Source organism: Kribbella shirazensis, assembly GCF_011761605.1.
Lineage (GTDB): Bacteria > Actinomycetota > Actinomycetes > Propionibacteriales > Kribbellaceae > Kribbella > Kribbella shirazensis.
Map to the genome: position 1 here is coordinate 187,573 of NZ_JAASRO010000001.1, position 19,361 is coordinate 206,933.

21 protein-coding genes are annotated in these 19,361 nt (G+C 69.1%); 10 read left to right on the forward strand and 11 right to left on the reverse strand.

Going from position 1 to position 19,361, the window contains the following annotated elements; genetic code table 11:
• Positions 1 to 161 precede the first annotated feature (161 nt).
• Positions 162 to 398: a hypothetical protein gene (locus BJY22_RS00835; protein WP_167203271.1), complete on the forward strand. Its 237-nt coding sequence runs from the start codon at positions 162 to 164 to the stop codon at positions 396 to 398.
• On the opposite strand, the gene BJY22_RS00840 is transcribed toward BJY22_RS00835, so the two are convergent.
• The 3 genes from BJY22_RS00840 to mshA are packed head-to-tail and all read right to left on the reverse strand — an operon-like array spanning position 379 to position 2,871.
• On the reverse strand, positions 379 to 1,125 hold the full coding sequence (locus tag BJY22_RS00840) for a phosphoglyceromutase (protein ID WP_167203272.1): 747 nt from the start codon (positions 1,123 to 1,125) through the stop codon (positions 379 to 381). The genes BJY22_RS00835 and BJY22_RS00840 overlap by 20 nt on opposite strands.
• A 10-nt stretch (positions 1,126 to 1,135) precedes the next feature.
• Entirely contained in the window at positions 1,136 to 1,624 is a 489-nt protein-coding gene (locus BJY22_RS00845) for a YbjN domain-containing protein (protein ID WP_167203273.1), read from the reverse strand.
• Positions 1,621 to 2,871 (reverse strand): D-inositol-3-phosphate glycosyltransferase, encoded by a 1,251-nt coding sequence (mshA, locus tag BJY22_RS00850; protein WP_167217713.1) that lies wholly within the window; start codon positions 2,869 to 2,871, stop codon positions 1,621 to 1,623. Before mshA ends, BJY22_RS00845 begins: the two co-directional genes overlap by 4 nt.
• A 179-nt stretch (positions 2,872 to 3,050) precedes the next feature.
• Between mshA and BJY22_RS00855 the strand changes: the two genes are divergently transcribed.
• From BJY22_RS00855 to BJY22_RS00875, 5 genes are all read left to right on the forward strand, one after another.
• The gene (locus BJY22_RS00855; protein ID WP_202890938.1) at positions 3,051 to 4,046 is read left to right on the forward strand and encodes a hypothetical protein; all 996 of its coding nucleotides are present in this window, start codon (positions 3,051 to 3,053) and stop codon (positions 4,044 to 4,046) included.
• Positions 4,043 to 4,792, forward strand: coding sequence for an SDR family NAD(P)-dependent oxidoreductase (locus BJY22_RS00860; protein WP_167203274.1), 750 nt, complete (start codon positions 4,043 to 4,045; stop codon positions 4,790 to 4,792). Before BJY22_RS00855 ends, BJY22_RS00860 begins: the two co-directional genes overlap by 4 nt.
• Positions 4,793 to 4,880: 88 nt before the next feature.
• The gene (locus tag BJY22_RS00865) at positions 4,881 to 5,315 is read left to right on the forward strand and encodes a helix-turn-helix domain-containing protein (protein ID WP_167203275.1); all 435 of its coding nucleotides are present in this window, start codon (positions 4,881 to 4,883) and stop codon (positions 5,313 to 5,315) included.
• Positions 5,316 to 5,347: 32 nt separating this feature from the next.
• Positions 5,348 to 5,881 carry a hypothetical protein gene (locus BJY22_RS00870; RefSeq protein ID WP_167203276.1) on the forward strand — a complete coding sequence of 178 codons (534 nt, stop codon included), beginning with the start codon at positions 5,348 to 5,350 and terminating at the stop codon, positions 5,879 to 5,881.
• Positions 5,882 to 5,993: 112 nt separating this feature from the next.
• A complete protein-coding gene (locus BJY22_RS00875) occupies positions 5,994 to 6,338 on the forward strand; it encodes a DUF2516 family protein (RefSeq protein ID WP_167203277.1) in 345 nt (114 codons plus the stop codon).
• A 15-nt stretch (positions 6,339 to 6,353) separates the two neighbouring features.
• Here BJY22_RS00875 and BJY22_RS00880 read toward each other — a convergent pair whose 3' ends face one another.
• The gene (locus BJY22_RS00880) at positions 6,354 to 7,145 is read right to left on the reverse strand and encodes a L,D-transpeptidase family protein (protein ID WP_202890939.1); all 792 of its coding nucleotides are present in this window, start codon (positions 7,143 to 7,145) and stop codon (positions 6,354 to 6,356) included.
• A 91-nt stretch (positions 7,146 to 7,236) separates the two neighbouring features.
• Between BJY22_RS00880 and BJY22_RS00885 the strand changes: the two genes are divergently transcribed.
• Positions 7,237 to 7,740: a macro domain-containing protein gene (locus BJY22_RS00885; protein ID WP_167203278.1), complete on the forward strand. Its 504-nt coding sequence runs from the start codon at positions 7,237 to 7,239 to the stop codon at positions 7,738 to 7,740.
• A gap of 27 nt (positions 7,741 to 7,767) precedes the next feature.
• Here the strand turns inward: BJY22_RS00885 and BJY22_RS00890 are convergent, their stop codons facing one another.
• The 3 genes from BJY22_RS00890 to typA form a co-directional block, all read right to left on the reverse strand.
• Positions 7,768 to 8,349 carry a L,D-transpeptidase gene (locus BJY22_RS00890; RefSeq protein ID WP_167203279.1) on the reverse strand — a complete coding sequence of 194 codons (582 nt, stop codon included), beginning with the start codon at positions 8,347 to 8,349 and terminating at the stop codon, positions 7,768 to 7,770.
• Between the two features lie 171 nt (positions 8,350 to 8,520).
• Entirely contained in the window at positions 8,521 to 10,182 is a 1,662-nt protein-coding gene (locus BJY22_RS00895; RefSeq protein WP_238350257.1) for a glutamate--tRNA ligase, read from the reverse strand.
• Positions 10,182 to 12,044: a translational GTPase TypA gene (gene typA, locus BJY22_RS00900; RefSeq protein WP_167203281.1), complete on the reverse strand. Its 1,863-nt coding sequence runs from the start codon at positions 12,042 to 12,044 to the stop codon at positions 10,182 to 10,184. Before typA ends, BJY22_RS00895 begins: the two co-directional genes overlap by 1 nt.
• 265 nt (positions 12,045 to 12,309) lie before the next feature.
• On the opposite strand from typA, the gene BJY22_RS00905 reads away from it, so the two are divergent.
• Positions 12,310 to 12,945 (forward strand): TetR family transcriptional regulator, encoded by a 636-nt coding sequence (locus tag BJY22_RS00905; protein ID WP_167203282.1) that lies wholly within the window; start codon positions 12,310 to 12,312, stop codon positions 12,943 to 12,945.
• Here the strand turns inward: BJY22_RS00905 and BJY22_RS00910 are convergent.
• A complete protein-coding gene (locus tag BJY22_RS00910; protein WP_167203283.1) occupies positions 12,913 to 14,073 on the reverse strand; it encodes an FAD-dependent monooxygenase in 1,161 nt (386 codons plus the stop codon). The genes BJY22_RS00905 and BJY22_RS00910 overlap by 33 nt on opposite strands.
• A gap of 49 nt (positions 14,074 to 14,122) precedes the next feature.
• On the opposite strand from BJY22_RS00910, the gene BJY22_RS00915 reads away from it, so the two are divergent.
• Entirely contained in the window at positions 14,123 to 14,401 is a 279-nt protein-coding gene (locus BJY22_RS00915; protein WP_167203284.1) for an erythromycin esterase family protein, read from the forward strand.
• 103 nt (positions 14,402 to 14,504) lie between these two features.
• Here BJY22_RS00915 and BJY22_RS00920 read toward each other — a convergent pair whose 3' ends face one another.
• Together BJY22_RS00920 and ygfZ are read right to left on the reverse strand one after the other, a co-directional pair.
• A complete protein-coding gene (locus BJY22_RS00920) occupies positions 14,505 to 15,467 on the reverse strand; it encodes an asparaginase (RefSeq protein ID WP_337757932.1) in 963 nt (320 codons plus the stop codon).
• Between the two features lie 429 nt (positions 15,468 to 15,896).
• Positions 15,897 to 16,889: a CAF17-like 4Fe-4S cluster assembly/insertion protein YgfZ gene (gene ygfZ / locus BJY22_RS00925; RefSeq protein ID WP_167203285.1), complete on the reverse strand. Its 993-nt coding sequence runs from the start codon at positions 16,887 to 16,889 to the stop codon at positions 15,897 to 15,899.
• 111 nt (positions 16,890 to 17,000) lie between these two features.
• Between ygfZ and BJY22_RS00930 the strand changes: the two genes are divergently transcribed.
• On the forward strand, positions 17,001 to 17,822 hold the full coding sequence (locus BJY22_RS00930; protein ID WP_167203286.1) for an LLM class flavin-dependent oxidoreductase: 822 nt from the start codon (positions 17,001 to 17,003) through the stop codon (positions 17,820 to 17,822).
• A gap of 58 nt (positions 17,823 to 17,880) precedes the next feature.
• On the opposite strand, the gene BJY22_RS00935 is transcribed toward BJY22_RS00930, so the two are convergent.
• The gene (locus tag BJY22_RS00935; protein WP_167203287.1) at positions 17,881 to 19,254 is read right to left on the reverse strand and encodes a cation:dicarboxylate symporter family transporter; all 1,374 of its coding nucleotides are present in this window, start codon (positions 19,252 to 19,254) and stop codon (positions 17,881 to 17,883) included.
• Between the last annotated feature and the right edge of the window lie 107 nt (positions 19,255 to 19,361).

Below are 19,361 nucleotides of genomic sequence, written 5' to 3' on the forward strand. Positions count from 1 at the left end.
TCGGCGCATCAGCCCCAGGCCGAGCGGCAACTGTCCCCTGTCACACAAGAAGCCCTCGACAGCCAGCTGGCTGCCGAGGGCTTCTTCGTTGTCTGAAGTGTTCGTCCACAGATTCGGGGCGGCTAGGTTCGGGGCGGGCGGTGACGGATAGGTTCACCGGCATGACCGACCACTCCGAGACCGACCGTCTGATCAACACCGACCTGACCGGGCTGACCGGCGTCGAGCTGCTGGAGCACCTCGACGCGGTCGAGCGCCGGATGAAGGAGCTCATGAGGACCGAGCTCGAGCTCCTGGAAGCCAGTCCGGAGGTGGTCGCCGACCGCCCCGAACTGCAGGGCCGGCTCGACTACCTCCGCACTGTCGACCTCGGAGAGGTCAGCGGCCCTGGTTCTTGACGGCTTCGATGGCGTCCTTGGCGGCCTGGGGGTCCAGGTATTCGCCACCCGGAGTGACCGGCTCGAAGTTGTCGTCGAGCTCGTAGTAGAGCGGGATGCCGGTCGGGATGTTCAGGCCGACGATGGTCTTCTCGTCGAGGTTGTCGAGGTGCTTGACCAGGGCGCGGAGCGAGTTGCCGTGGGCGGTGACGAGGACGGTCTTGCCGGCGCGCAGGTCCGGCACGATCGCGTCGTACCAGTAGGGGAGCATCCGCTCGACGACGTCCTTGAGGCACTCGGTCGCGGGCAGCAGCTCCGGCGGGAGGGCGGCGTACCGCGCGTCGCCGGCCTGGTCGTACTCCGAGCCGCGCTCGATGGCCGGCGGCGGGGTGTCGTACGACCGGCGGAACAGCATGAACTGCTCCTCACCGAGCTCCTCCAGCGTCTGCTTCTTGTCCTTGCCCTGCAGCGCCCCGTAGTGCCGCTCGTTCAGCCGCCAGGACCGGCGTACGTCGATCCACTGGCGGTCGGCGACCTCGAGCGCGATGTTCGCGGTGCGGATCGCCCGGCGCAGCAGCGACGTGTGGAGTACGTCGGGCAGCAGGTCGCGGTCACGGAGCAGCTCACCGCCGCGCTGTGCCTCCTCGACGCCCTGGGCGTTCAGGTCGACGTCGACCCAGCCGGTGAAGAGGTTCTTGGCGTTCCAGTCGCTGTGGCCGTGGCGGAGCAGGATCAGGCGATAGGTCATGGCAGCGAGTCTATCGAGGCTCCAGCCACCCCTTGAAAGCGTCCAGGTTTCGAGTCGACTCGCCCCGCGACACCCGCCATTCGTACTCGCGCCGGATCGAGGTCGCGAACCCGAGCTCGAGGATCGTGTTGAACGACGTGTCGGCGTACTCCAGCACCGCGCCGAGCAGCCGGTCCACCTCGGCCGGGGTGATCGCGTGCAGCGGCACCCGCCCGTCCAGGTGGATGTCGCCCAGGTGGTCGACGGCGAACGCGACGCCGTACATCTTCAGGTTCCGCTCCAGCAGCCAGCGGTACACGGCGGCGTGGTTCTCGTCCGGGTGCCGCGCGACGAACGCGTGCACGTGGACCGCCTGCGGGCCGACGGTGAGCGTGACCGTGGTCTTCAGCTTCCGCTCCCCCGGCAGGTCCGCGGCGAACGCGCCCGGTTCGTCCTCGGTGAAGTCGAGCTCGTTCTCGGTCAGCACCTGGCGGATCACGTCCGCCGCAGAAACTCTCACCCGGCCACCTCCGCGGCGATCTCCGCCGCCATCGTCTGCGCGGCGGTCCGGTACGCCGCCAGCGTGTTACGGGCGGTCAGCTCCCAGCCGAATCCCCGTGCGTGCTCGACCGCCGCGTGGCTCATGCTCTCGCGGACGGCCGGATCCGTCGCGATCCGCGCCAGCGCGTCGGCGAAGTCGTCCACCCGGTGCCCACGCACCAGGTACCCGGTCCGCCCGTCCACGACCGCCGTACTCAGACCGCCGACGGCGGCCGCCACCACCGGCGTACCGCACGCCTGGGCCTCGAGCGCGACCAGCCCGAAGGACTCGGAGTACGACGGGACGCACACCACCGACGCCGCGCGGTACCAGTCGGCCAGCCGCGCGCGCTCCATCGGCTTCACGAACCGGGTCACGTCGTCGATGCCCAGCGCCCGTGCCAGCTCGGCGTGCGATTCGGGATGCTCCATCCCGTTGCCGGACGGGCCGCCGATGATCGCCACCACCAGCCGGTCCCGCAGCGACGGGTCCCGCTCCAGCATCCGCGCCGCGGCCCGGATCAGTAGGTCGGGCGCCTTCAACGGCTGGATCCGGCCGACGAACGCCAGTACGACGGCATCGCGCGGCACCTCGACCGCTTCCCGGGCCGCACCCCGGTCGGCGGGACTGAACAGCTCCAGATCCACACCCGGATTCACCACGCCGACCTTCTCGGGCTGGGCGCCGTACAGGTCGATCAACTCGCGCGCCTCGTCGTCGGTGTTGGCGAGCAGCCGGTCGGCCGCCTCCACCACCTGCTCCTCACCGAGCAGGCGCGCGGGCGGCTCGGGTACGTCGTCCTCGGCCAGGCTGGCGTTCTTCACCTTGGCCATCGTGTGCATGGTATGGACCAGTGGGACCGCCCAACGATCGCGGGCGAGCAGGCCGACCTGGCCGGACAGCCAGTAGTGCGAGTGGATCACGTCGTACCAGCCGGGCTCGTGGATCGCCTCGGCGCGCAGGACCGCGCGGGCGAACGTGCACAGCTGGGCGGGCAGCTCGTTCTTCGTCAGGCCCTCGTACGGGCCGGCGGCCACGTTGCGGACCATCACGCCGGGCAGCAGCTCGATGCGCGCGGGCAGCGACGAGGCGGTCGCCCGGGTGAACACGTCGACCTCGATCCCGAGTCCGGCCAGCTGCTTCGACAGCTCCACGACGTACACGTTCATCCCGCCGGCGTCCCCGGTGCCGGGCTGGTCGAGCGGTGACGTGTGCAGGCTGATCATCGCGACCCGCCGGAGAGGACGGTCGGCGGAGAAGTCGGTCACCTGGTCAGCGTAACTCCGGGGTCTCCACCGGGAATCGGGAGTTCTCCCTATCCGGGCACGAAGAGTGGGCTTACCACCACCCCGACTGGCGGACTCGCTCCACTGTGGTCCGGGCGCTGCGCCGAAAGCATGAAGTCATGCGTACAGTCCTCGAAGAAGCCAAGTCCTGGCATCGTCCGTTGATGCTGATGGTGCTCGCCATGGCCGGTCTCACGCTGGCCTCCGGGATCGGTCTCGCGGTCGACAGCCGGGAGATCCTCAACGAGTCGGTGTGGCTCAAGCCGTTCAAGTTCAGCATCTCGTTCGTCCTGTACGGCGCGACGCTCGCGTGGCTGCTGTCCAAGCTGCGGAAGGCGAAACGGTTCGGCTGGTGGACCGGGACGGTGTTCGCGTTGACCGGGGTGGTCGACGTCGGGTTCATCGCCGTACAGGCCGCCCGCGGGACGTTCAGCCACTTCAACGCCAACACCGACACGTTCAACCAGGTCGGGCAGCAGGTCTTCATGTCCGGGGTCATCGGGCTGTTCGGGGCGAGTCTCGTGGTGGCGATCATGCTGCTGTTCCAGCGCGTCGGCGATGCGCCGCTGAACCGGGTGATCCGGGTCGGCATCGGCCTGGCCGTCACGGGGATGGCGATCGCGTTCTACCTGGTCGGCGCGAACTCCCAGCACGAGCAGGTCACGGACGCCTACGGCAACCCGGTCACGCTGGGCGGCAGCCACGGCATCGGTGTCGAGGCCGGCGGTCCGGGGATGCCGCTGACGCACTGGAGCACGGTTGGTGGCGATCTGCGCATCCCGCACTTCGTCGGCCTGCACGCGATCCACTTCCTGCTGCTGGTTCTGCTGGCGCTGCATCTGCTCGGCCGCCGGGTGGCGTGGCTGCGGCCGGAGCGGGTCCGGGCGCGACTCGTCGGGGTGGCCGCCTTCGGGTACGCCGGCGTGATGCTGACCGTGACGGTCCAGGCGTTCCGCGGGCAGGCCCTGATCCATCCCGACGTACAGACGCTGGGGATGCTCGGCGGCTTCCTGGCGGTGAGTTTCGTCGCACTCGCGGGTGTGATCGCGTCGGCTCGACGGCCCGTGAGACTCCCGCCCGAACGCGGCGAGGCTTTTGAGAAACTTGGAGTATGACTTCGAGCGAGCGTCCTCTGGCCGTCGTGACCGGTGCGAGCAGTGGGATCGGGGCCGCGTCGGCGCGGTACCTCGCCCGCGAGGGGTTCGAGGTGATCTGCGCCGCGCGGCGGCTGGACCGGATCGAGGCGCTGGCCAAGGAGATCGACGGCCGGGCGGTGCAGTGCGACGTGACATCGGCCGACGACGTCGCCGCACTGACCGCGGCGGTCGGGGACGAGCTGCAGGTGCTGGTGAACAACGCCGGCGGCGCGTTCGGCCTGGAGCCGGTGGCCGAGGCGGATCTGGACGCGTGGCGGCGGATGTACGAGGTGAACGTGATCGCGGTCGCGGCCGTCACGAAGTCGTTGCTCCCGGCACTCATCGCCGGCCGCGGCACGATCATCGTGATGGGGTCGACGGCCGGCCAGGTCGCGTACGAGGGCGGCGGCGGGTACGTCGCCGCGAAGCACGGCGCGAAGGCGGTCGTCGACACGCTCCGCCTGGAGCTGTACGACCAGCCGGTCCGGGTCAGCGAGATCGCCCCCGGCATGGTCCGCAGCGAGGGCTTCGCGCTGACCCGCTTCGACGGCGACCAGTCCAAGGCCGACGCCGTGTACGCCGGCGTCCGCGAACCGCTGACGTCCGAGGACGTCGCCGACATCGTCGCCTGGATCGCGACCCGCCCCGCGCACGTCAACATCGACCGCATCACGGTCCGCCCCCGCGCCCAGGCCGCCCAGCACAAGGTCTTCCGCGAGCAGTAATCCGCCGTACGCCGGACATCCCTCGGGGTGAGCCGACTCACGGGCACTGTGCTTGCAATTGCAAGCACCTTGCTAGCACACTGTCGGTATGGCCAAGTTGAGTGATCGGGCGGCTGGGGCGGTGGGCTCCCTCGGGGAGTACCTCGCCGAGCAGCGGCGGAACGCGCAGTTGTCGCTGCGGCAGTTGTCCGACCTGGCCGGTGTGTCGAACCCGTATCTCAGCCAGATCGAGCGCGGCCTGCGGAAACCGTCGGCCGAGGTGCTGCAGCAGCTCGCGAAGGCGTTGCGGATCTCCGCGGAGACCCTGTACGTACGGGCCGGCATCCTCGACCCGGACGACGGCCCCGACGGATCCGGTGGCCGAGCGGTCTCGGGCGTGGTCGACGCCGTCCTGCTCGACCCCGCACTGACCGAGCGGCAGAAGCGCGTCCTGCTGGACGTGTACACGTCGTTCGTCCGCGAGAACACCCCGGAAGAAGCGAGCGAACCTCCAGCGAACAAGCGCTCGCGCACCACTGACTGATTCCTGCTGAAAACACCCCGAGGAGAAGCCTGATGGCTACCCGTACGCCCGTTACCCCGTTCTACGCGATCGCCGGCGCCGGCGACCTCGCGGTCGAGAAGGTCCGCGCGGTGAGCGAGGATGTGACCGCCCGGTTCGCCAAGCTCGACCAGAAGGGCCTGCAGACCGAGCTCACCAAGGAGCTGACCAAGGCGCAGGCCGAGCTGACCAAGCGCTTCGAGGCGATCGTCGCCGACGCGCGCACCGCGCCGGCCAAGCTGCGCGAGCTGCCGAAGACCGCGCAGGCCGGTCTGACCGTCGTCCTCGGCCAGGCCGAGGAGACCTACGAGGACCTGGCCGGCCGCGGCAAGGACCTGGTCGAGCGGATCCGCCACCAGCAGGCGACCGAGGACCTGGTCAGCACCGCCAAGACCACGGCGAGCAAGGCGAAGGCCACCCGCACCACGGCGAAGAAGACCGCGCAGACCGCGTCCCGGAACGTGAAGGCGACCACGACCAGCGCCCGCAAGACCGCGAAGGCCGCCGCCAAGGCCGCCGAGTCCGCGGCCACCAAGGTCGGCGACTGACCACCACAGACAGTGATATTTCACCCACCTCAGGGTGAATCATCGCCCCGGGCGGTCCACAGCTGCGACTCAGCAGAGGTGGGCCGCCCGGTCTGTCGGTTAGGCTCGTAGCATGATCACCTTCCAGAACCTGATCCCAGGGTTCGACGGTCCGCTGTCGGTCATCTGGTGGGTGCTGCTTGCGATCAAGCTGGTCGCGCTCGCCGACGCGGTCTTCCGGCCGCGCGCGGTGTTCATCGCGGCCGACAAGCTGACCAAGCCCGGCTGGGTGCTGATCCTGTCCGTCTTCACGCTGAGCCAGGTGTTCCAGGGCTGGCTCAGCTTCTTCGGCCTGATCGGCATTGTCGCTTCCGCCGTCTACCTCGTCGACGCCCGTCCCGCTCTGCGCGCGGCCACCGGCCGGGGCCGCGGCGGCTGGGGCGCTCTCCGCCGGCGCCGCGGACCGCGTCCCCTGTAAGGACCGCTGTAAGAACTACGAGCGGTAGACGATGACCTTGTCGCCGACGTTGACCTGGTCGAAGAGGACCTTGATCTTGGCGAGGTCGCGGACGTTGACGCAGCCGTGCGAGGCGCCGTTGTAACCGCGGGCCGCGAAGTCCGACGAGTAGTGCACCGCCTGGCCGCCGCTGAAGAACATCGCGTACGGCATCTTCGAGTCGTACAGCTTCGAGACGTGGTTCCGGCTCTTCCAGCCGACCGTGAAGCCGCCCTCCCGGGTCGCGGTCTTGACCGCGCCGAACCGGACGTCCATCTGCATCTTCACCACGCCGTCGACGACGTAGCGCAGCTTGCGGGTGGTCTTGTCGATGCACAGCGCCACACCGGTCGCACACCGGGCGTCGAGCTTCTTGCCGTCCACCACCGGCGCCGGCGGGTACAGCTCGGCCTGCGTCGGCTCGTGGGTCACCTTGGTCAGCTGGTCCCAGGTGTACTGGTCGACGTACCCGAGTTGGGGAATGTCCTTGGACTTCTGGAACTTCTTCACCGCGGACCGGGTCATGGTCCCGAAATCGTCGTCCAGGTACCGCTTCTCGAGCAGTTTGAGCTGCACCAGCCGCGCCTCGACCTTGCGGACGCTCGTGCCGCTGGAGCCGTTCTTCCACAGCGCCTTGGGGTAGATCGGCAGCTCACCGCTGACCTCGAAAGGCACGGTCTTCAGGTCCTGCGGGGTCGCGGTCGCCGTCGTTCCGGAACTGAGAAGTGCAGCAACCACGCCACCCACGACCAGTCCGGACAACAGCTTGCGAATGATCAGCCCGCGCATCGGACACCCCTCTAATAGCCCCGTTCCTACACTTGTAGGACGTCCCCACTGCCATTTTGGTTGGCCCCTCAGGGTACCGGAGGAACTGCGCATGGAGATCGTGCTGAGCACCGACGACATCACCACGGTGCCCGCGGACGCGATCGTCAACGCCGCACACCACGCCCTGCGCGGCGGTGGCGGCGTCGACGGAGCGATCCATCGCGCCGGCGGCCCGGAGATCCTCGCGGAGCTCGTCGAGCGGTACCCGAAGGGCACCCCGACCGGTTCGGCGGTGTGGACCACGGCCGGTGCGCTACCGGCGTCGTACGTGATCCATGTGGTCGGGCCCAACTACACCGCGGGGCAACGGGATCCGGCGCTCCTCGAGTCCTGCTACCGCGACGCGTTGCGGATCGCGGACGAACTCGGCGTACGGACCATGACGTTGCCCGCGGTCTCGGCCGGGATCTACGGCTGGCCGGCGCAGTCGGCCGCGGACATCGCCGTACGGACGCTGCGCCGTACGCCGACGAACGTCGTCCGGGCCACTTTCTGCCTGGTGGAACCGCGGCTGTACAAGGCGTTCCGGAACGCGACAGCGGCCGGGGAATAGCTCCCCGGCCGCTGTGCGGACGTCAGCTCACTTGCTGTAGACGACGACCTTGTCGCCGACCTTCACCCGGGAGAAGACCCAGGCGATCTTCTTCTTGTCGCGGACGTTCACGCAGCCGTGCGAGGCGCCGTTGTAGCCGCGGGCGCGGAAGTCCGAGGAGTAGTGCACGGCCTGGCCGCCGCTGAAGAACATCGCGTACGGCATCTTCGAGCCGTACAGCGAGGACACGTGGTTCTTGGACTTGCGGTAGACCCGGAAGACGCCGTTGCGGGTCGGGGTCCTGCTGGACCCGAACCGGACGTCCATCACCTGGGTCGGCTTGCCGTTCACGACGTACACCAGCTTGCGGGTCTTCTTGTTGATGCAGAGAACCCGGCCCTTCGTCATACAGCGCCTGTCCAGCCGGTACTTCGTGATCGCGCTGGCCGCCGGCTTCTTCGCCGAGGTTGCCGTCGGAGGCTTCCCCACCGGCGCAGGTGCCGTGGCCGACCGCTGCGCCGAGCCCGCCACCTGCGGCGCGGCCTCAGCGGTGACGGTCGCGGTGAGCGCCCCGACGCCCACGACCGCGGCTGCCGTCAGAGCCGCGCCGACCTTACGCAAAATCCCCATGTTTCCTTCGTCCTTCCCCCAAAGAGTGCTTCCACAAGACAGACGTCGCTACTTCACGTCTGGTTGGTAACAAGTCAGAACTTTCTTTCCCCCGCCATCGACCGAGCAATGGTGTATCACACCGACGGAGGCGGAATCGCGCTCCGTCGAGTGCTGTTTCCAGTTCGTGCCCTAAGCGTCCCCGGCCAGGGCCCGCAGCCGGCGCAGTACCTCGGACGCACCGAGGGCGTGGGCGGTTGCGTGCAGGTCCGGGCTGCGGGTGGCGCCGGTGATCGCGACCCGGACGAGCTGCGAGGCCTCGCGGATCGAGCCGGCGTAGGCGTCCGGGTTCTTCTTGTATTCCTTGGCGTTCGGCGCGAACCCGTGCTTCGCGGCGAGCGTGCGGATCTGGTCGAACCACTCCTGCGGGTCGTCGCGATGCTCGTAGCCCGCCACGAGATCCGCGGCGAACGCGGTGACGACGTCCGCGGCCACCCCGAGCGGAACCAGCCGCTCGTCGGCCGGCCCGTCCACCGGGACGAACAGCTCGGGGAAGAAGAACCCGTACGCCGGCCGGAAGTCCGACCACTTGCGCAGGTCCTTGCGCGGGTTCTCGACCCCGTCCCGCTCGACCGCCAGCGCCCGCAGCGCCAGCTCCGTCTCGGCGTCGAGCACGGGGACGAGCTCGGCGTCGTACTGCGTGGCCCAGGTGCGGACCGCGTCGAGGATCTGCCGGCCGCTCAGCGTCGCGATGTGGTCGGCGCTGATGTCCTCCAGCTTGACCAGGTCGACGAGCGGTCCGGCGGCTCCGCACAGGCTCAGGTCGATCGGCGTCGTCAGCGCCTCGGCCAGCGGCAGCTCCGCGAGCCGGCCGTTGGCGAGGCCGCGCAGGTAGTAGAGCACCGCGTCGGCCGGGAAACCCGCGGCGATGTAGAAGTCGACGCCGGCCTCGGGGTCCTTGCGCTTCGACAGCTTCCGCTTGCCGCCCGGGATCTGCTTCATCAGCGGCGCGATGTGCGCGTAGGTGATCGGCTCGAACTCGAGCGCCGCGAACAGCTGCTGGTGCAGCGGCACCGAGGAGATCCACTCGTCGCCCCGGATCACCAGGTTCACCCGCATCAGGTGGTCGTCGACGGCGTGTGCGAAGTGGTACGTCGGGAGGCGCGGCGACTGGTCCGACGCCTTCAGGATGACCGCGTCGTTCCGGTTCGCCTCGTGCTCGAGCCGGCCGCGGATCGCGTCGACGAAGGCGGCCCGCTGCCCGTCGGCGTCGTCGGGCGTGCGGAAGCGGACGACGTACGGCGTCCCCGCGGCGAGCTTCGCGGCGACGTCGGCCGGATCTGCGTCGCGCCAGATCGCCCACTTGCCGTAGTACCCGGTCGGGACCTTCGACGCCTGCTGGCGGGCGGTGATGTCGGCGAGCTCGTCCTTCGTCGCGAAGCACAGGTACGCCTTGCCCTGCCGGAGCAGGTGCCGCACGTAGGTCAGGTAGATCTGCTCGCGCTCGGACTGCAGGTACGGCCCGTACGCACCGTGGTCCTTGTCCTCGTCGGAGCTGATGCCGAAGTACTCGAACGCGCGCGCGAACTGCTCGAGCGCGCCCTCGACCTCCCGCGACTGGTCGGTGTCCTCGACGCGAACCAGATACACGCCGCCGGTGTTCGACGAGATGTCCCGGTCGATCATCCCGACGTACACGCCGCCGATGTGGATGAACCCGGTCGGTGACGGGCCGAGCCGCGTGACCATCGCCTGCTCGGGCAGCTCCCGCAGCGGGTAACGGTCCTCCCAGTACTGCGGCTCCGGGAGGTCACTCGGGAACAGCCTGTCGATCACGGCACGCTCCAGCATCATCAGCTCTTCGACTTGCGACCGAGCTTGGCGCGCTCGATCTGGGTGAGGGCGACCTTGCGCATCCGGATCGCGTCCGGGGTGACCTCGACGCACTCGTCCTCGCGGCAGAACTCGAGCGACTGCTCCAGCGACAGCTTGCGCGCCGGCACCAGCTTCTCGAACTCGTCCGCGTTCGACCGGACGTTGGTCATCTTCTTTTCCTTGGTGATGTTCACGTCCATGTCGTCGGCGCGCGAGTTCTCGCCGACGATCATGCCTTCGTACACCTCGGTCGCCGGCTCGACGAACATCGTGCCGCGCTCCTGCAGGTTGATCATCGCGTACGACGTGGCCGCGCCGGCCCGGTCCGACACCAGCGAACCCGACGGCCGCGTGCGGAGCTCGCCGAACCACGGCTCGTAGCCCTCGAACACGTGGTGCGCGATCCCCGTACCGCGGGTGTCGGTGAGGAACTCGGTCCGGAAACCGATCAGGCCACGGGCCGGGACCAGGAACTCCATCCGCACCCAGCCGGTGCCGTGGTTCGTCATCTGCTCCATCCGGCCCTTGCGGACCGCGAGCAGCTGGGTGACCGTGCCGAGGTACTCCTCGGGGCAGTCGATCGTCAGCCGCTCGACCGGCTCGTGCCGCTTGCCGTCGATCTCGCGGGTGACGACCTGCGGCTTGCCGACGGTCAGCTCGTAGCCCTCGCGGCGCATCTGCTCGACCAGGATGGCCAGCGCCAGCTCACCACGGCCCTGCACCTCCCAGGCGTCCGGACGCTCGGTCGGCAGCACCTTCAGCGAGACATTGCCGACCAGCTCGCGGTCCAGCCGGTCCTTGACCAGGCGGGCAGTCACCTTGGTGCCCTTGGTCCGGCCCGCCAGCGGGGACGTGTTGGTCCCGATCGTCATCGAGATGGCCGGCTCGTCGACGGTGATCAGCGGCAGCGGCTTCGGGTTGTCCGGGTCGGTCAGGGTGTCGCCGATCATGATCTCCGGGATGCCCGCGATCGCGACGATGTCGCCCGGGCCGGCCGAGTCGCCGGGCACCCGCTCGAGCGCCTCGGTGACCAGCAGTTCGGTGATCTTGACCTTCTGGATCGATCCGTCGTGGCGGCACCAGGCGACCTGGGCGCCCTTCTTCAGCGTGCCTTCGTGCACCCGGACCAGCGCGAGCCGGCCGAGGAACGGCGAGGCGTCCAGGTTGGTGACGTGTGCCTGCAGCGGCGCGTCCTCGGTGTACTCCGGGGCCGGCACGTTGTTCAGGATCGTCTCGAACAGCGGCTCGAGGTCCTCGGAGTCCGGCATCCCGCCGTCGGCCGGCTGGTTCAGCGAGGCCCGCCCGGCGCGCGCCGACGCGTACACGACCGGGAAGTCGAGCGCGCTCTGGTCGGCGTCGTGGTCGAGCAGGTCGAGGAACAGCTCGTACGTCTCGTCGACGACCTCGGAGATCCGGGCGTCCGGGCGGTCGACCTTGTTGACCACCAGGATGACGGGCATCTGCCGCGCCAGCGCCTTGCGGAGCACGAACCGGGTCTGCGGCAGCGGGCCCTCGGAGGCATCCACCAGCAGCACGATCGCGTCCACCATCGACAGACCGCGCTCGACCTCGCCGCCGAAGTCGGCGTGACCCGGGGTGTCGATGATGTTGATGGTCATCTGCTCGCCGTTGGCCATCTTGTGCCGGACGGCGGTGTTCTTGGCGAGGATCGTGATGCCCTTCTCACGCTCCAGATCGCCGGAGTCCATGGCGCGCTCGTCGACGTGCTGGTGGGCTCCGAACGCGCCGGACTGCCACAGCATCGCGTCCACGAGGGTGGTCTTCCCGTGGTCGACGTGGGCCACGATCGCGACGTTGCGCAGGTCGTTACGGACAGGCATGAAGGAGCGCTCCAAGTCATCAGAAGGTGTTAGGCGGTGGCTACGGCTGGTTTCACGTGCCACTCGACACAGGGCGCAGCCCCTACATCCTACCGGTCACCGTTCGTGTCCAGGAAACGGGACAGCCTTTGACATTTGTTGACTGGACGTCCAGTCTATAAACGCGCCCGGGGAGGGGCCGAAACAACGGGGGGTCAGCCCGAGGCGCCGGGCACGCGAATGGGGGGTTGCCCGGCGCTTCAGGCCTCGACCGGGAGAGGAAGCAGTGCCGCGATCGGCCACCGTCAACCAGGAGCTGCGCGAGCGCTCCCGTGAACGCATCCTCGGCGCGGCGCTGGAGGTCTTCGCCGCCAAGGGCTACGAGGCCGCCTCGATCTCCGACGTCACCGCCACCGCGGGCGTCTCCCGTGGCCTGGTCTCGTACTACTTCGCCACCAAGGAACAGCTGGCCGCCGAGCTCCTGGACCGCTGGCTGGACGGCATCGCCGGCATCCTGACCATCCAGGGAACTCCTGATGAACGTCTGGCGGGGATCATCGACGGCGCGCTGCTGGCGGCCGCCACCACACTGCCGATCCAGCGGCTCGCGATCAGCCTGATGATGCAGCCCACCACGCACGACGTGTTCGCCCGCGTCGAGGCTGCCAAGTCCGCCCGGGTGTCCCTGGTCGAGGACGCCATCCGCGACGTGTTCGCGGCGCGCGGCGCCGCCGATCCGGCCGTCGAGGAGATGTTGCTCAGGGCAACACTGGAGGGCGTGACCGTGAAGCTGGCGATCTACCGTGAGACCTTCCCGCTGGAAGCGATCCGCCGCCGTCTGTACGCCGGTTACGACCTGCCCGCACCGACGTCCCCGCTCCCCTTCGCGTCACCCGCGGTCGACCGCCTGCGCGCCAAATGATCCCGGCGGGGTCCATTCGAAGATCCGGGTGCCGTTGCGCAGCGCGGCGGCGGGCGGCGTGATCCGCAGCAGGGCGTTCCGCAGGGTCTGACCGCGCGCACCTAGATGGGCACCGACCCGCGCTTGCTGCGCGGACCGGCTGACGATGCGGCGCGTACGCCGGTACCGCTGCGACTCGTACGCTCGCAGCCCCGCTGCCAGATCGCCCGCGGCGGGGATCACGAGTCCGAGCGTGACCGCGTCCTCGAGGGCCGAGTTCGCACCCTGCCCGAGCGTCGGCAGCATCGGATGCGCTGCGTCCCCGATCAGCACGGTCCGCCCGATCGTGTACCGCGGCAACGGCCGGTCCAGCACCCACACGTCGTGCCGGATCACCTCGCCCGTCGATTCGATCAGCGCTCGTACGTCGGGTGCCCACGTCGCGAAGTACTCGCGGACCGCTCGTCGTTCGTCCGCGACGAGGCGTCCGCTCGGCATCGCGACGTACCCGTACCAATAGACCTCGTCGGCACTGATCCGCAGCGCGCCGAACTCCGCACTCGGCCCCCACGTCATCGCGAACCGGTCGTCGAGGGTCGTGTCCGGCGTGGCCGCGCGCCAGCAACTGAATCCGCTGTAGCGCAACCCTGTGGAGAACAAGGCGCTCCGGGCGACGCTCCGGATCCCGTCCGCGGCGACCACCAGATCGGCCCGCGCGCTGTGCGTCCCGTCCGCCGACTCCCAGGTCACCCTCGCGCGCTCTCCACCCGCCACACCCGGCTCGACCGCGACGACTCGAGCACCCGTCACCAGTTCGGCCTGCTGTCCTTCGACCAGCGCCTGGTGCAGCCCGCGACGGTGGATCCCGATCATCCGGGTACCGGCGCCATCGGGTGCCTTGAGCAACCATTTCCCGTCCCAGCGCCGGGTCCCGGCCGCGCGTACGCCGTACCCGCTCCGCCGGATCCGCTCCGCCGCCCCGATCAGCTCGGCCGCGCGCTCACCGTTGACCGTCACCACCAGGCCCGCACCGATCTCGCCCAGCTCCGGCGCCGCCTCCAGTACCCGCACGTCCCACCCCGACCGCACCAGCGAGGCCGCGGCGGCCAGCCCCGCGATCCCACCGCCGATCACGATCGCGTTGTCCATGCCCCCACCTTAGGAACGCGGACGCGACGACGCGTACGCCGGCCGGCGTATGCCTGAAGCCTTCCGCGGGACGACGCGGCCCGTCGGCGCTCTCAGGCAGTCCATCGGCGGCGCACAGATCGCCGGGCTGGGCGAGGCACCTCACGGAACCGCGGAGATCACGCACCTCAAGCAGTGCGCGGCCGAGAACGTCCGCTGGTGGCACGGGTTCACCCGCAACAAGGTCATCTACTGGGCAGCCAGCGCCCACACCGCCAACGCACCCCACCTGCGCGTCACCCTGCCACCCGGCACCGGCCGACTGGTTCGACGTAGTGCTCCACACTAATGAAGTAACGCCGACCCATCCGTTGGCGTGAACGGCCTGCCTTTCCGGAACTAATCAGGCACTATGCGACCGAAAAGTTCCGGAAAGATCGAGGGTGGGCGGGTCAGGCGAACGTCGGGGCGTGCGGGCGGACTGCGCCGACGACGTGGTCGCCGCCGGTGAGGTCGAAGTGCAGGTGGTTCTCGATCGTCTCGTTGCTGATGCCGAGGCGCTGGAGGGTCGCCGCCATGACGACCTTGCGGGCACGGGGCGTCCCGTCCTCGAGCTTCAGCGCGATCCCGCGGCCGTCGGCGAGCCCCACGGCGTACACACCCTCGGCGCCGGCCTTGCAGAACAGCCCGTCGGTGTCCCGCATCAGCTCGTACTCGTCACGGGTGCTCCCGCTGGCGTACTCCGGGTGTGCGCGGAACGCGTCCTTCACCTTCGCCTCGAGCGTCCCCGGCGCCGCGGCCGCGAACAGCCCGAAGGACCGGGCCAGTCCGGACAGCGTCAGCGCGAAGATCGGGGCGCCGCAGCCGTCGACGGCGACGTACGAGACCTTCTCTCCGGCCGCGTCCTCGAGCGCGGTCCGGATCTCCTGCTGCAGCGGGTGGTCCGGCGATCGGTAGTCCTGCTCGCGGTACGACCACCCGTTGCGCGCGCAGGTCAGGACCATCGCCGCATGCTTGCCCGAGCAGTTCATCACCACCCGCTCCGGGCCGTGGCCGGCGCGGACCCAGGCGTCGCGGGCGGCGTCGTCCAGCGGGTACGCCGGGGGCGTGCGCAGCGCGGTCTCGTCCTCGCCGGCCAGCGCGAGGATCTCGCGGACGCCGTCGAGGTGGAACTGTTCGCCGGAGTGGGAGGCGCCGGCGAGGGCGAGGAGCTTGCCGTCCAACTGGAGCCCGTTGCGGAGCATGCCGAGGGCCTGCATGGGCTTGTTGGACGAGCGCGGGAACATCGGCTGGTCCACGACGCCGGCGGACCAGGCGACGGAGCCGTCGGGATTGGTCACGACGACGGAGCCGCGGTGGTGGCCTTCGACGAAGTCGCTGCGGACGACATCAGCCAGGATCACAGGTTCGGTCACGGCTGAACTGTACAGGTGCAAAATGCCGTGTTGCGAATGATTCGACTCACAGCTCGGGCGGTGCATACCTGGTTCGACGTCAGCCGCCACCAGGAGATCTCAAAGCTGTGCCGGTGGAGGACGACTCGATTGTCGCTCAAGCGGTAGAAGGAGCCGGTCGCGCGCGCGGCGTGACCCTCGTCACCAGCTCTTCCTCCGGCAGGGCCCAAGCACGCCGCACAGCGTCGTTGTACGGCGGCACCGAGCCAGATCGGCGTCTGGCTCCAGACGTAAGCATCAAGGTCGGCATCGCGCAGCCAACCTCCACCTGCGCACCGGAGAGCAACCGCTGTTGAATCTCTGCTCTCTTTGCTTCCTTCTTCATCTCTTCCTTGAATGCCTCCCCTGGGCCTCCGAACAACCCCCTTCTTTCTCCTACCCCGTGTCCCCTCACAGCCGGGAGCGGACGTGGAGGCCTACCTCGGGGTCTACCAGGAGCTCCTGGGTGGCGGTGACGGTGGGCTGGTCGTCGGCGACGATCTCGAGGGCGGCCGACGGGTCCACGTTGCGCTTGATCAGGGCCAGGGCGATCGGGCCGAGTTCGTGGTGGCGAGCGGCGGAGCCGATGAAGCCGACCTGCTTGTCGCCGGCGCGGACGGCGTACCCGTGCGCCGGGAGGTGGTCGACGGAGCCGTCCAGGTGCAGGCGGACGAGACGGCGCGGCGGGCGGCCGAGGTTGTGGACGCGGGCGACCGTTTCCTGGCCGCGGTAGCAGCCCTTGTTGAGATGGACGCCGACGCCGAGCCAGCCCAGCTCGTTGGGGATCGCGCGCTCGTCGCTGTCCAGGCCGAACCGCGGTGCGCCCGCCTCGATCCGGAGCGCCTCGTACGCCCAGACGCCGGCCGCCGGACCCTCCAGACCGGTCAGCTCGCCGCGCGGCAGGAACACCTCGTGACCGCCCAGCGAATCCTCGCCGCTCCGGGTCAGATGCTCGCCGGCAGCGGCGCCCGGTCGCCAGACGATCGCGTAGTCGTCGGTCACGTCCGCGATCTCGACACGCGACATGAACACCATCTTCTGCAGCCACTCCACCAACGCCGCGGCCGCACCAGGCTCCGTGTGCAACCAGAACGTTTCCCCGTCGTCCACGCCGTACATCACGTGCTCGACGTGCCCCGTCGGCGACAGCAGCAGCGCCGTCGTCGACGTACCGGGCTTCAGACCTTCGAAGTACTGCGTGGTCAACGCGTGCAGCCAGGTCAGCCGGTCCGGGCCGCTGATCGTCACCACGTCGCGGTGCGACAGGTCGACGAACGCCTGACCCGCGACCAGTGCGCGCTGTTCGCGCAGGTCGGAGCCGTAATGCGCGGCGACGCCGGCGTCGGGTCCGTCGGCCTCGACCGCGCCAGGATGGTCCAGGAGGGGGCTGCGGTTGCGTGACATGTCACCAGAGTACGTCGAGCGGCGTACGGGGATCGCCTCCCACCGTGGGATGTGGACAGTCCCCCGGTGCCGCGACGCTGGAATCGTCAAACAGTCGGAGGGAGCAGGGTGATGAGCGAGAGACGATTCCGGTTCGGTGTGGTGGGCAGTCCGCGGACCGGTGAGGAGTGGATGACGACCGTACGCCGGGCGGCGGAGCTCGGGTACTCGACCGTGCTGATGCCCGACGGGCTGCAGTTGCCGTCGCCGTTCCCGTCACTCGCGATGGCCGCGGCGGTCGCGGACATCCGGGTCGGCACGTTCGTCGTGGCCGCTCCGCTCCGGACTCCGCGGGCGGCCGCCTGGGAGGCTCACACGTTGACCGTGCTCACCGACGGCCGGTTCGACTTCGGCATCGGCACCGGACGTCCGGACGCCGAGCAGCAGACGGCCGAGATCGGGCTGCGGTGGGGCTCGGCGAAGGAGCGCCGCGACCAGGTGCGCGAGACCCTGGACCAGCTGGCGAAGCTCGCCGGGGATCGCCGTACGCCGATCATGCTGGCGGCCGGCGGACCGCGGGCGCTCGCGCTGGCGGCGGCCCGGGCCGACATCGTCTCGCTGGCGAAGGATGCGATGACACCACGCGCCGACGTCCTGCGCTTGGTGCGGGACCTGCGTGAGCTGGCCGGATCGCGCGCCGACGACATCGAGCTGGCGATGAACCTGTTCGCGGCCGGGACCCGTGAGCTGCCTCCGTGGACGAAGCGCGCGGCCGGCGTCGAGCCCGAGGTGCTCGAGGCGAGCGACTCGCTGATGATGCTGCGCGGTACGCCGCAGGAGATGGCGGACGAGCTGCAGCGGCGCAGGGACGAGTTCGGTACGTCGTACATCAGCGTCAACTCGACCTACCTCGAGGACCTGGCGCCCGTGGTCGAGATGCTGAACGGGAAGTAGACACAGCACTGCCCGCCGGTTGTGGCCGGCGGGCAGCGCTGGGAGGGGTGGAAGGTGGCTAGTGGGCCGGGCTGTCGCCGCCCGCGGCGGTGTGTTGCGGTACGTCGCCGGCGTGGGTGTCACCGGCTGCGAAGGCGACCTCGTCGAACGGGTCGTCGCCGGCGAACACCTGGCGCGCTTGCTCCTTGTCGAACTCGCCGACCCAGTGCCCGACCAGGACGGTCGCGACCGCGTTGCCGGCGAAGTTCGTCAGCGCACGCGCCTCGGACATGAACCGGTCGATGCCGACGATCAGACCGACGCCGTCGACGAGCTCCGGCCGGTGCGACTGCAGACCGCCGGCCAGCGTGGCCAGGCCCGCGCCGGTGACACCGGCGGCGCCCTTCGACGCGACGATCATGAACAGCAGCAGCGAGATCTGCTGACCGATCGAGAACGGCGTGTCCATCGCCTCCGCGATGAACAGCGACGCCATCGTCAGGTAGATCGCCGTACCGTCGAGGTTGAAGGAGTAGCCGGTCGGCACGGTGATACCGACGACGGACTTGTCGACGCCGAGGTGTTCCATCTTGCCGATCAGCCGGGGCAGGGCGGTCTCCGACGACGAGCTGGACACGATCAGCAGGAACTCCCGGCCGAGGTACCGCAGCAGCTGGAAGATCGAGATGCCGGTGACCAGGCGCAGGATGGTGCCGAGTACGACGATCACGAACAGCAGGCACGTGACGTAGAAGGCGAGCATGATCTTGCCGAGGCTGACCAGCGCGTCCGCGCCGGTCGCACCGACGACGGCAGCGATCGCGCCGAACGCACCGATCGGCGCGGTCCACATGATCATCGACAGGATCTTGAACACCAGCCGCTGGATGTGACCGATGCCGACCAGGATCGGCTGACCCTTCGAGCCCATCGCCTGCAGGGCGAACCCGACGAGCAGCGCGACCAGCACGGTCTGCAGCACCTCGCCCTCGGTCAGCGAGGACAGCAGCGACTTCGGGATGATGCCGAGGATGAAGTCGCTCGTACTCTCGTGCGCCCCGGCGGCCTGCTTCTGGCCGGCCTCGCGGAGCTTGTCGGTGAGGCCCAGGCCCGAGCCCGGCTGCACGATGTTGCCGACCACGAGGCCGATGGCGAGCGCGACCGTCGACATCACCAGGAAGTAGACGAGCGCCAGCCCGCCGACCTTGCCGACGCTGGCGGCCTGCCGGACGGAGCCGATGCCGAGCACCAGCGTGCAGAAGATGATCGGGCTGATCAGCATCTTGATCAGGTTCACAAAGCCGGTGCCGAGTGGTTTCAGCTCGACAGCGAAGTCGGGGAACAGGAATCCGACACCGATGCCGAGCAGGACGGCGACGATGACGGCGATGTAGAGGAAATGGGTCCGGTCGTTGCGAACCGGAGTCGGGCGGGGTTCTGTCGGGCTCGACATTGGTGGGACTCCCTGTATCGGCCTGGCGGAGGGGTGATGGGGGACTTGGTGAGTAACTGTGACGTGACGCACAGGAGAACCGCGCGTTTCGTTCATATCGTTCGCTG

Excerpts from the sequence above, each read along its gene's own strand:
- BJY22_RS00835 (WP_167203271.1), top strand. The coding sequence starts at position 162 with ATGACCGACCACTCCGAGACCGACCGTCTGATCAACACCGACCTGACC.
- BJY22_RS00840 (WP_167203272.1), bottom strand. The coding sequence starts at position 1,125 with ATGACCTATCGCCTGATCCTGCTCCGCCACGGCCACAGCGACTGGAAC.
- mshA (WP_167217713.1), bottom strand. The coding sequence starts at position 2,871 with ATGATCAGCCTGCACACGTCACCGCTCGACCAGCCCGGCACCGGGGAC.
- BJY22_RS00855 (WP_202890938.1), top strand. The coding sequence starts at position 3,051 with ATGCGTACAGTCCTCGAAGAAGCCAAGTCCTGGCATCGTCCGTTGATG.
- BJY22_RS00860 (WP_167203274.1), top strand. The coding sequence starts at position 4,043 with ATGACTTCGAGCGAGCGTCCTCTGGCCGTCGTGACCGGTGCGAGCAGT.
- BJY22_RS00865 (WP_167203275.1), top strand. The coding sequence starts at position 4,881 with ATGGCCAAGTTGAGTGATCGGGCGGCTGGGGCGGTGGGCTCCCTCGGG.
- BJY22_RS00870 (WP_167203276.1), top strand. The coding sequence starts at position 5,348 with ATGGCTACCCGTACGCCCGTTACCCCGTTCTACGCGATCGCCGGCGCC.
- BJY22_RS00875 (WP_167203277.1), top strand. The coding sequence starts at position 5,994 with ATGATCACCTTCCAGAACCTGATCCCAGGGTTCGACGGTCCGCTGTCG.
- BJY22_RS00880 (WP_202890939.1), bottom strand. The coding sequence starts at position 7,145 with ATGCGCGGGCTGATCATTCGCAAGCTGTTGTCCGGACTGGTCGTGGGT.
- BJY22_RS00885 (WP_167203278.1), top strand. The coding sequence starts at position 7,237 with ATGGAGATCGTGCTGAGCACCGACGACATCACCACGGTGCCCGCGGAC.
- BJY22_RS00890 (WP_167203279.1), bottom strand. The coding sequence starts at position 8,349 with ATGGGGATTTTGCGTAAGGTCGGCGCGGCTCTGACGGCAGCCGCGGTC.
- BJY22_RS00895 (WP_238350257.1), bottom strand. The coding sequence starts at position 10,182 with ATGATGCTGGAGCGTGCCGTGATCGACAGGCTGTTCCCGAGTGACCTC.
- typA (WP_167203281.1), bottom strand. The coding sequence starts at position 12,044 with ATGCCTGTCCGTAACGACCTGCGCAACGTCGCGATCGTGGCCCACGTC.
- BJY22_RS00910 (WP_167203283.1), bottom strand. The coding sequence starts at position 14,073 with ATGGACAACGCGATCGTGATCGGCGGTGGGATCGCGGGGCTGGCCGCC.
- BJY22_RS00915 (WP_167203284.1), top strand. The coding sequence starts at position 14,123 with ATGCCTGAAGCCTTCCGCGGGACGACGCGGCCCGTCGGCGCTCTCAGG.
- ygfZ (WP_167203285.1), bottom strand. The coding sequence starts at position 16,889 with ATGTCACGCAACCGCAGCCCCCTCCTGGACCATCCTGGCGCGGTCGAG.
- BJY22_RS00930 (WP_167203286.1), top strand. The coding sequence starts at position 17,001 with ATGAGCGAGAGACGATTCCGGTTCGGTGTGGTGGGCAGTCCGCGGACC.
- BJY22_RS00935 (WP_167203287.1), bottom strand. The coding sequence starts at position 19,254 with ATGTCGAGCCCGACAGAACCCCGCCCGACTCCGGTTCGCAACGACCGG.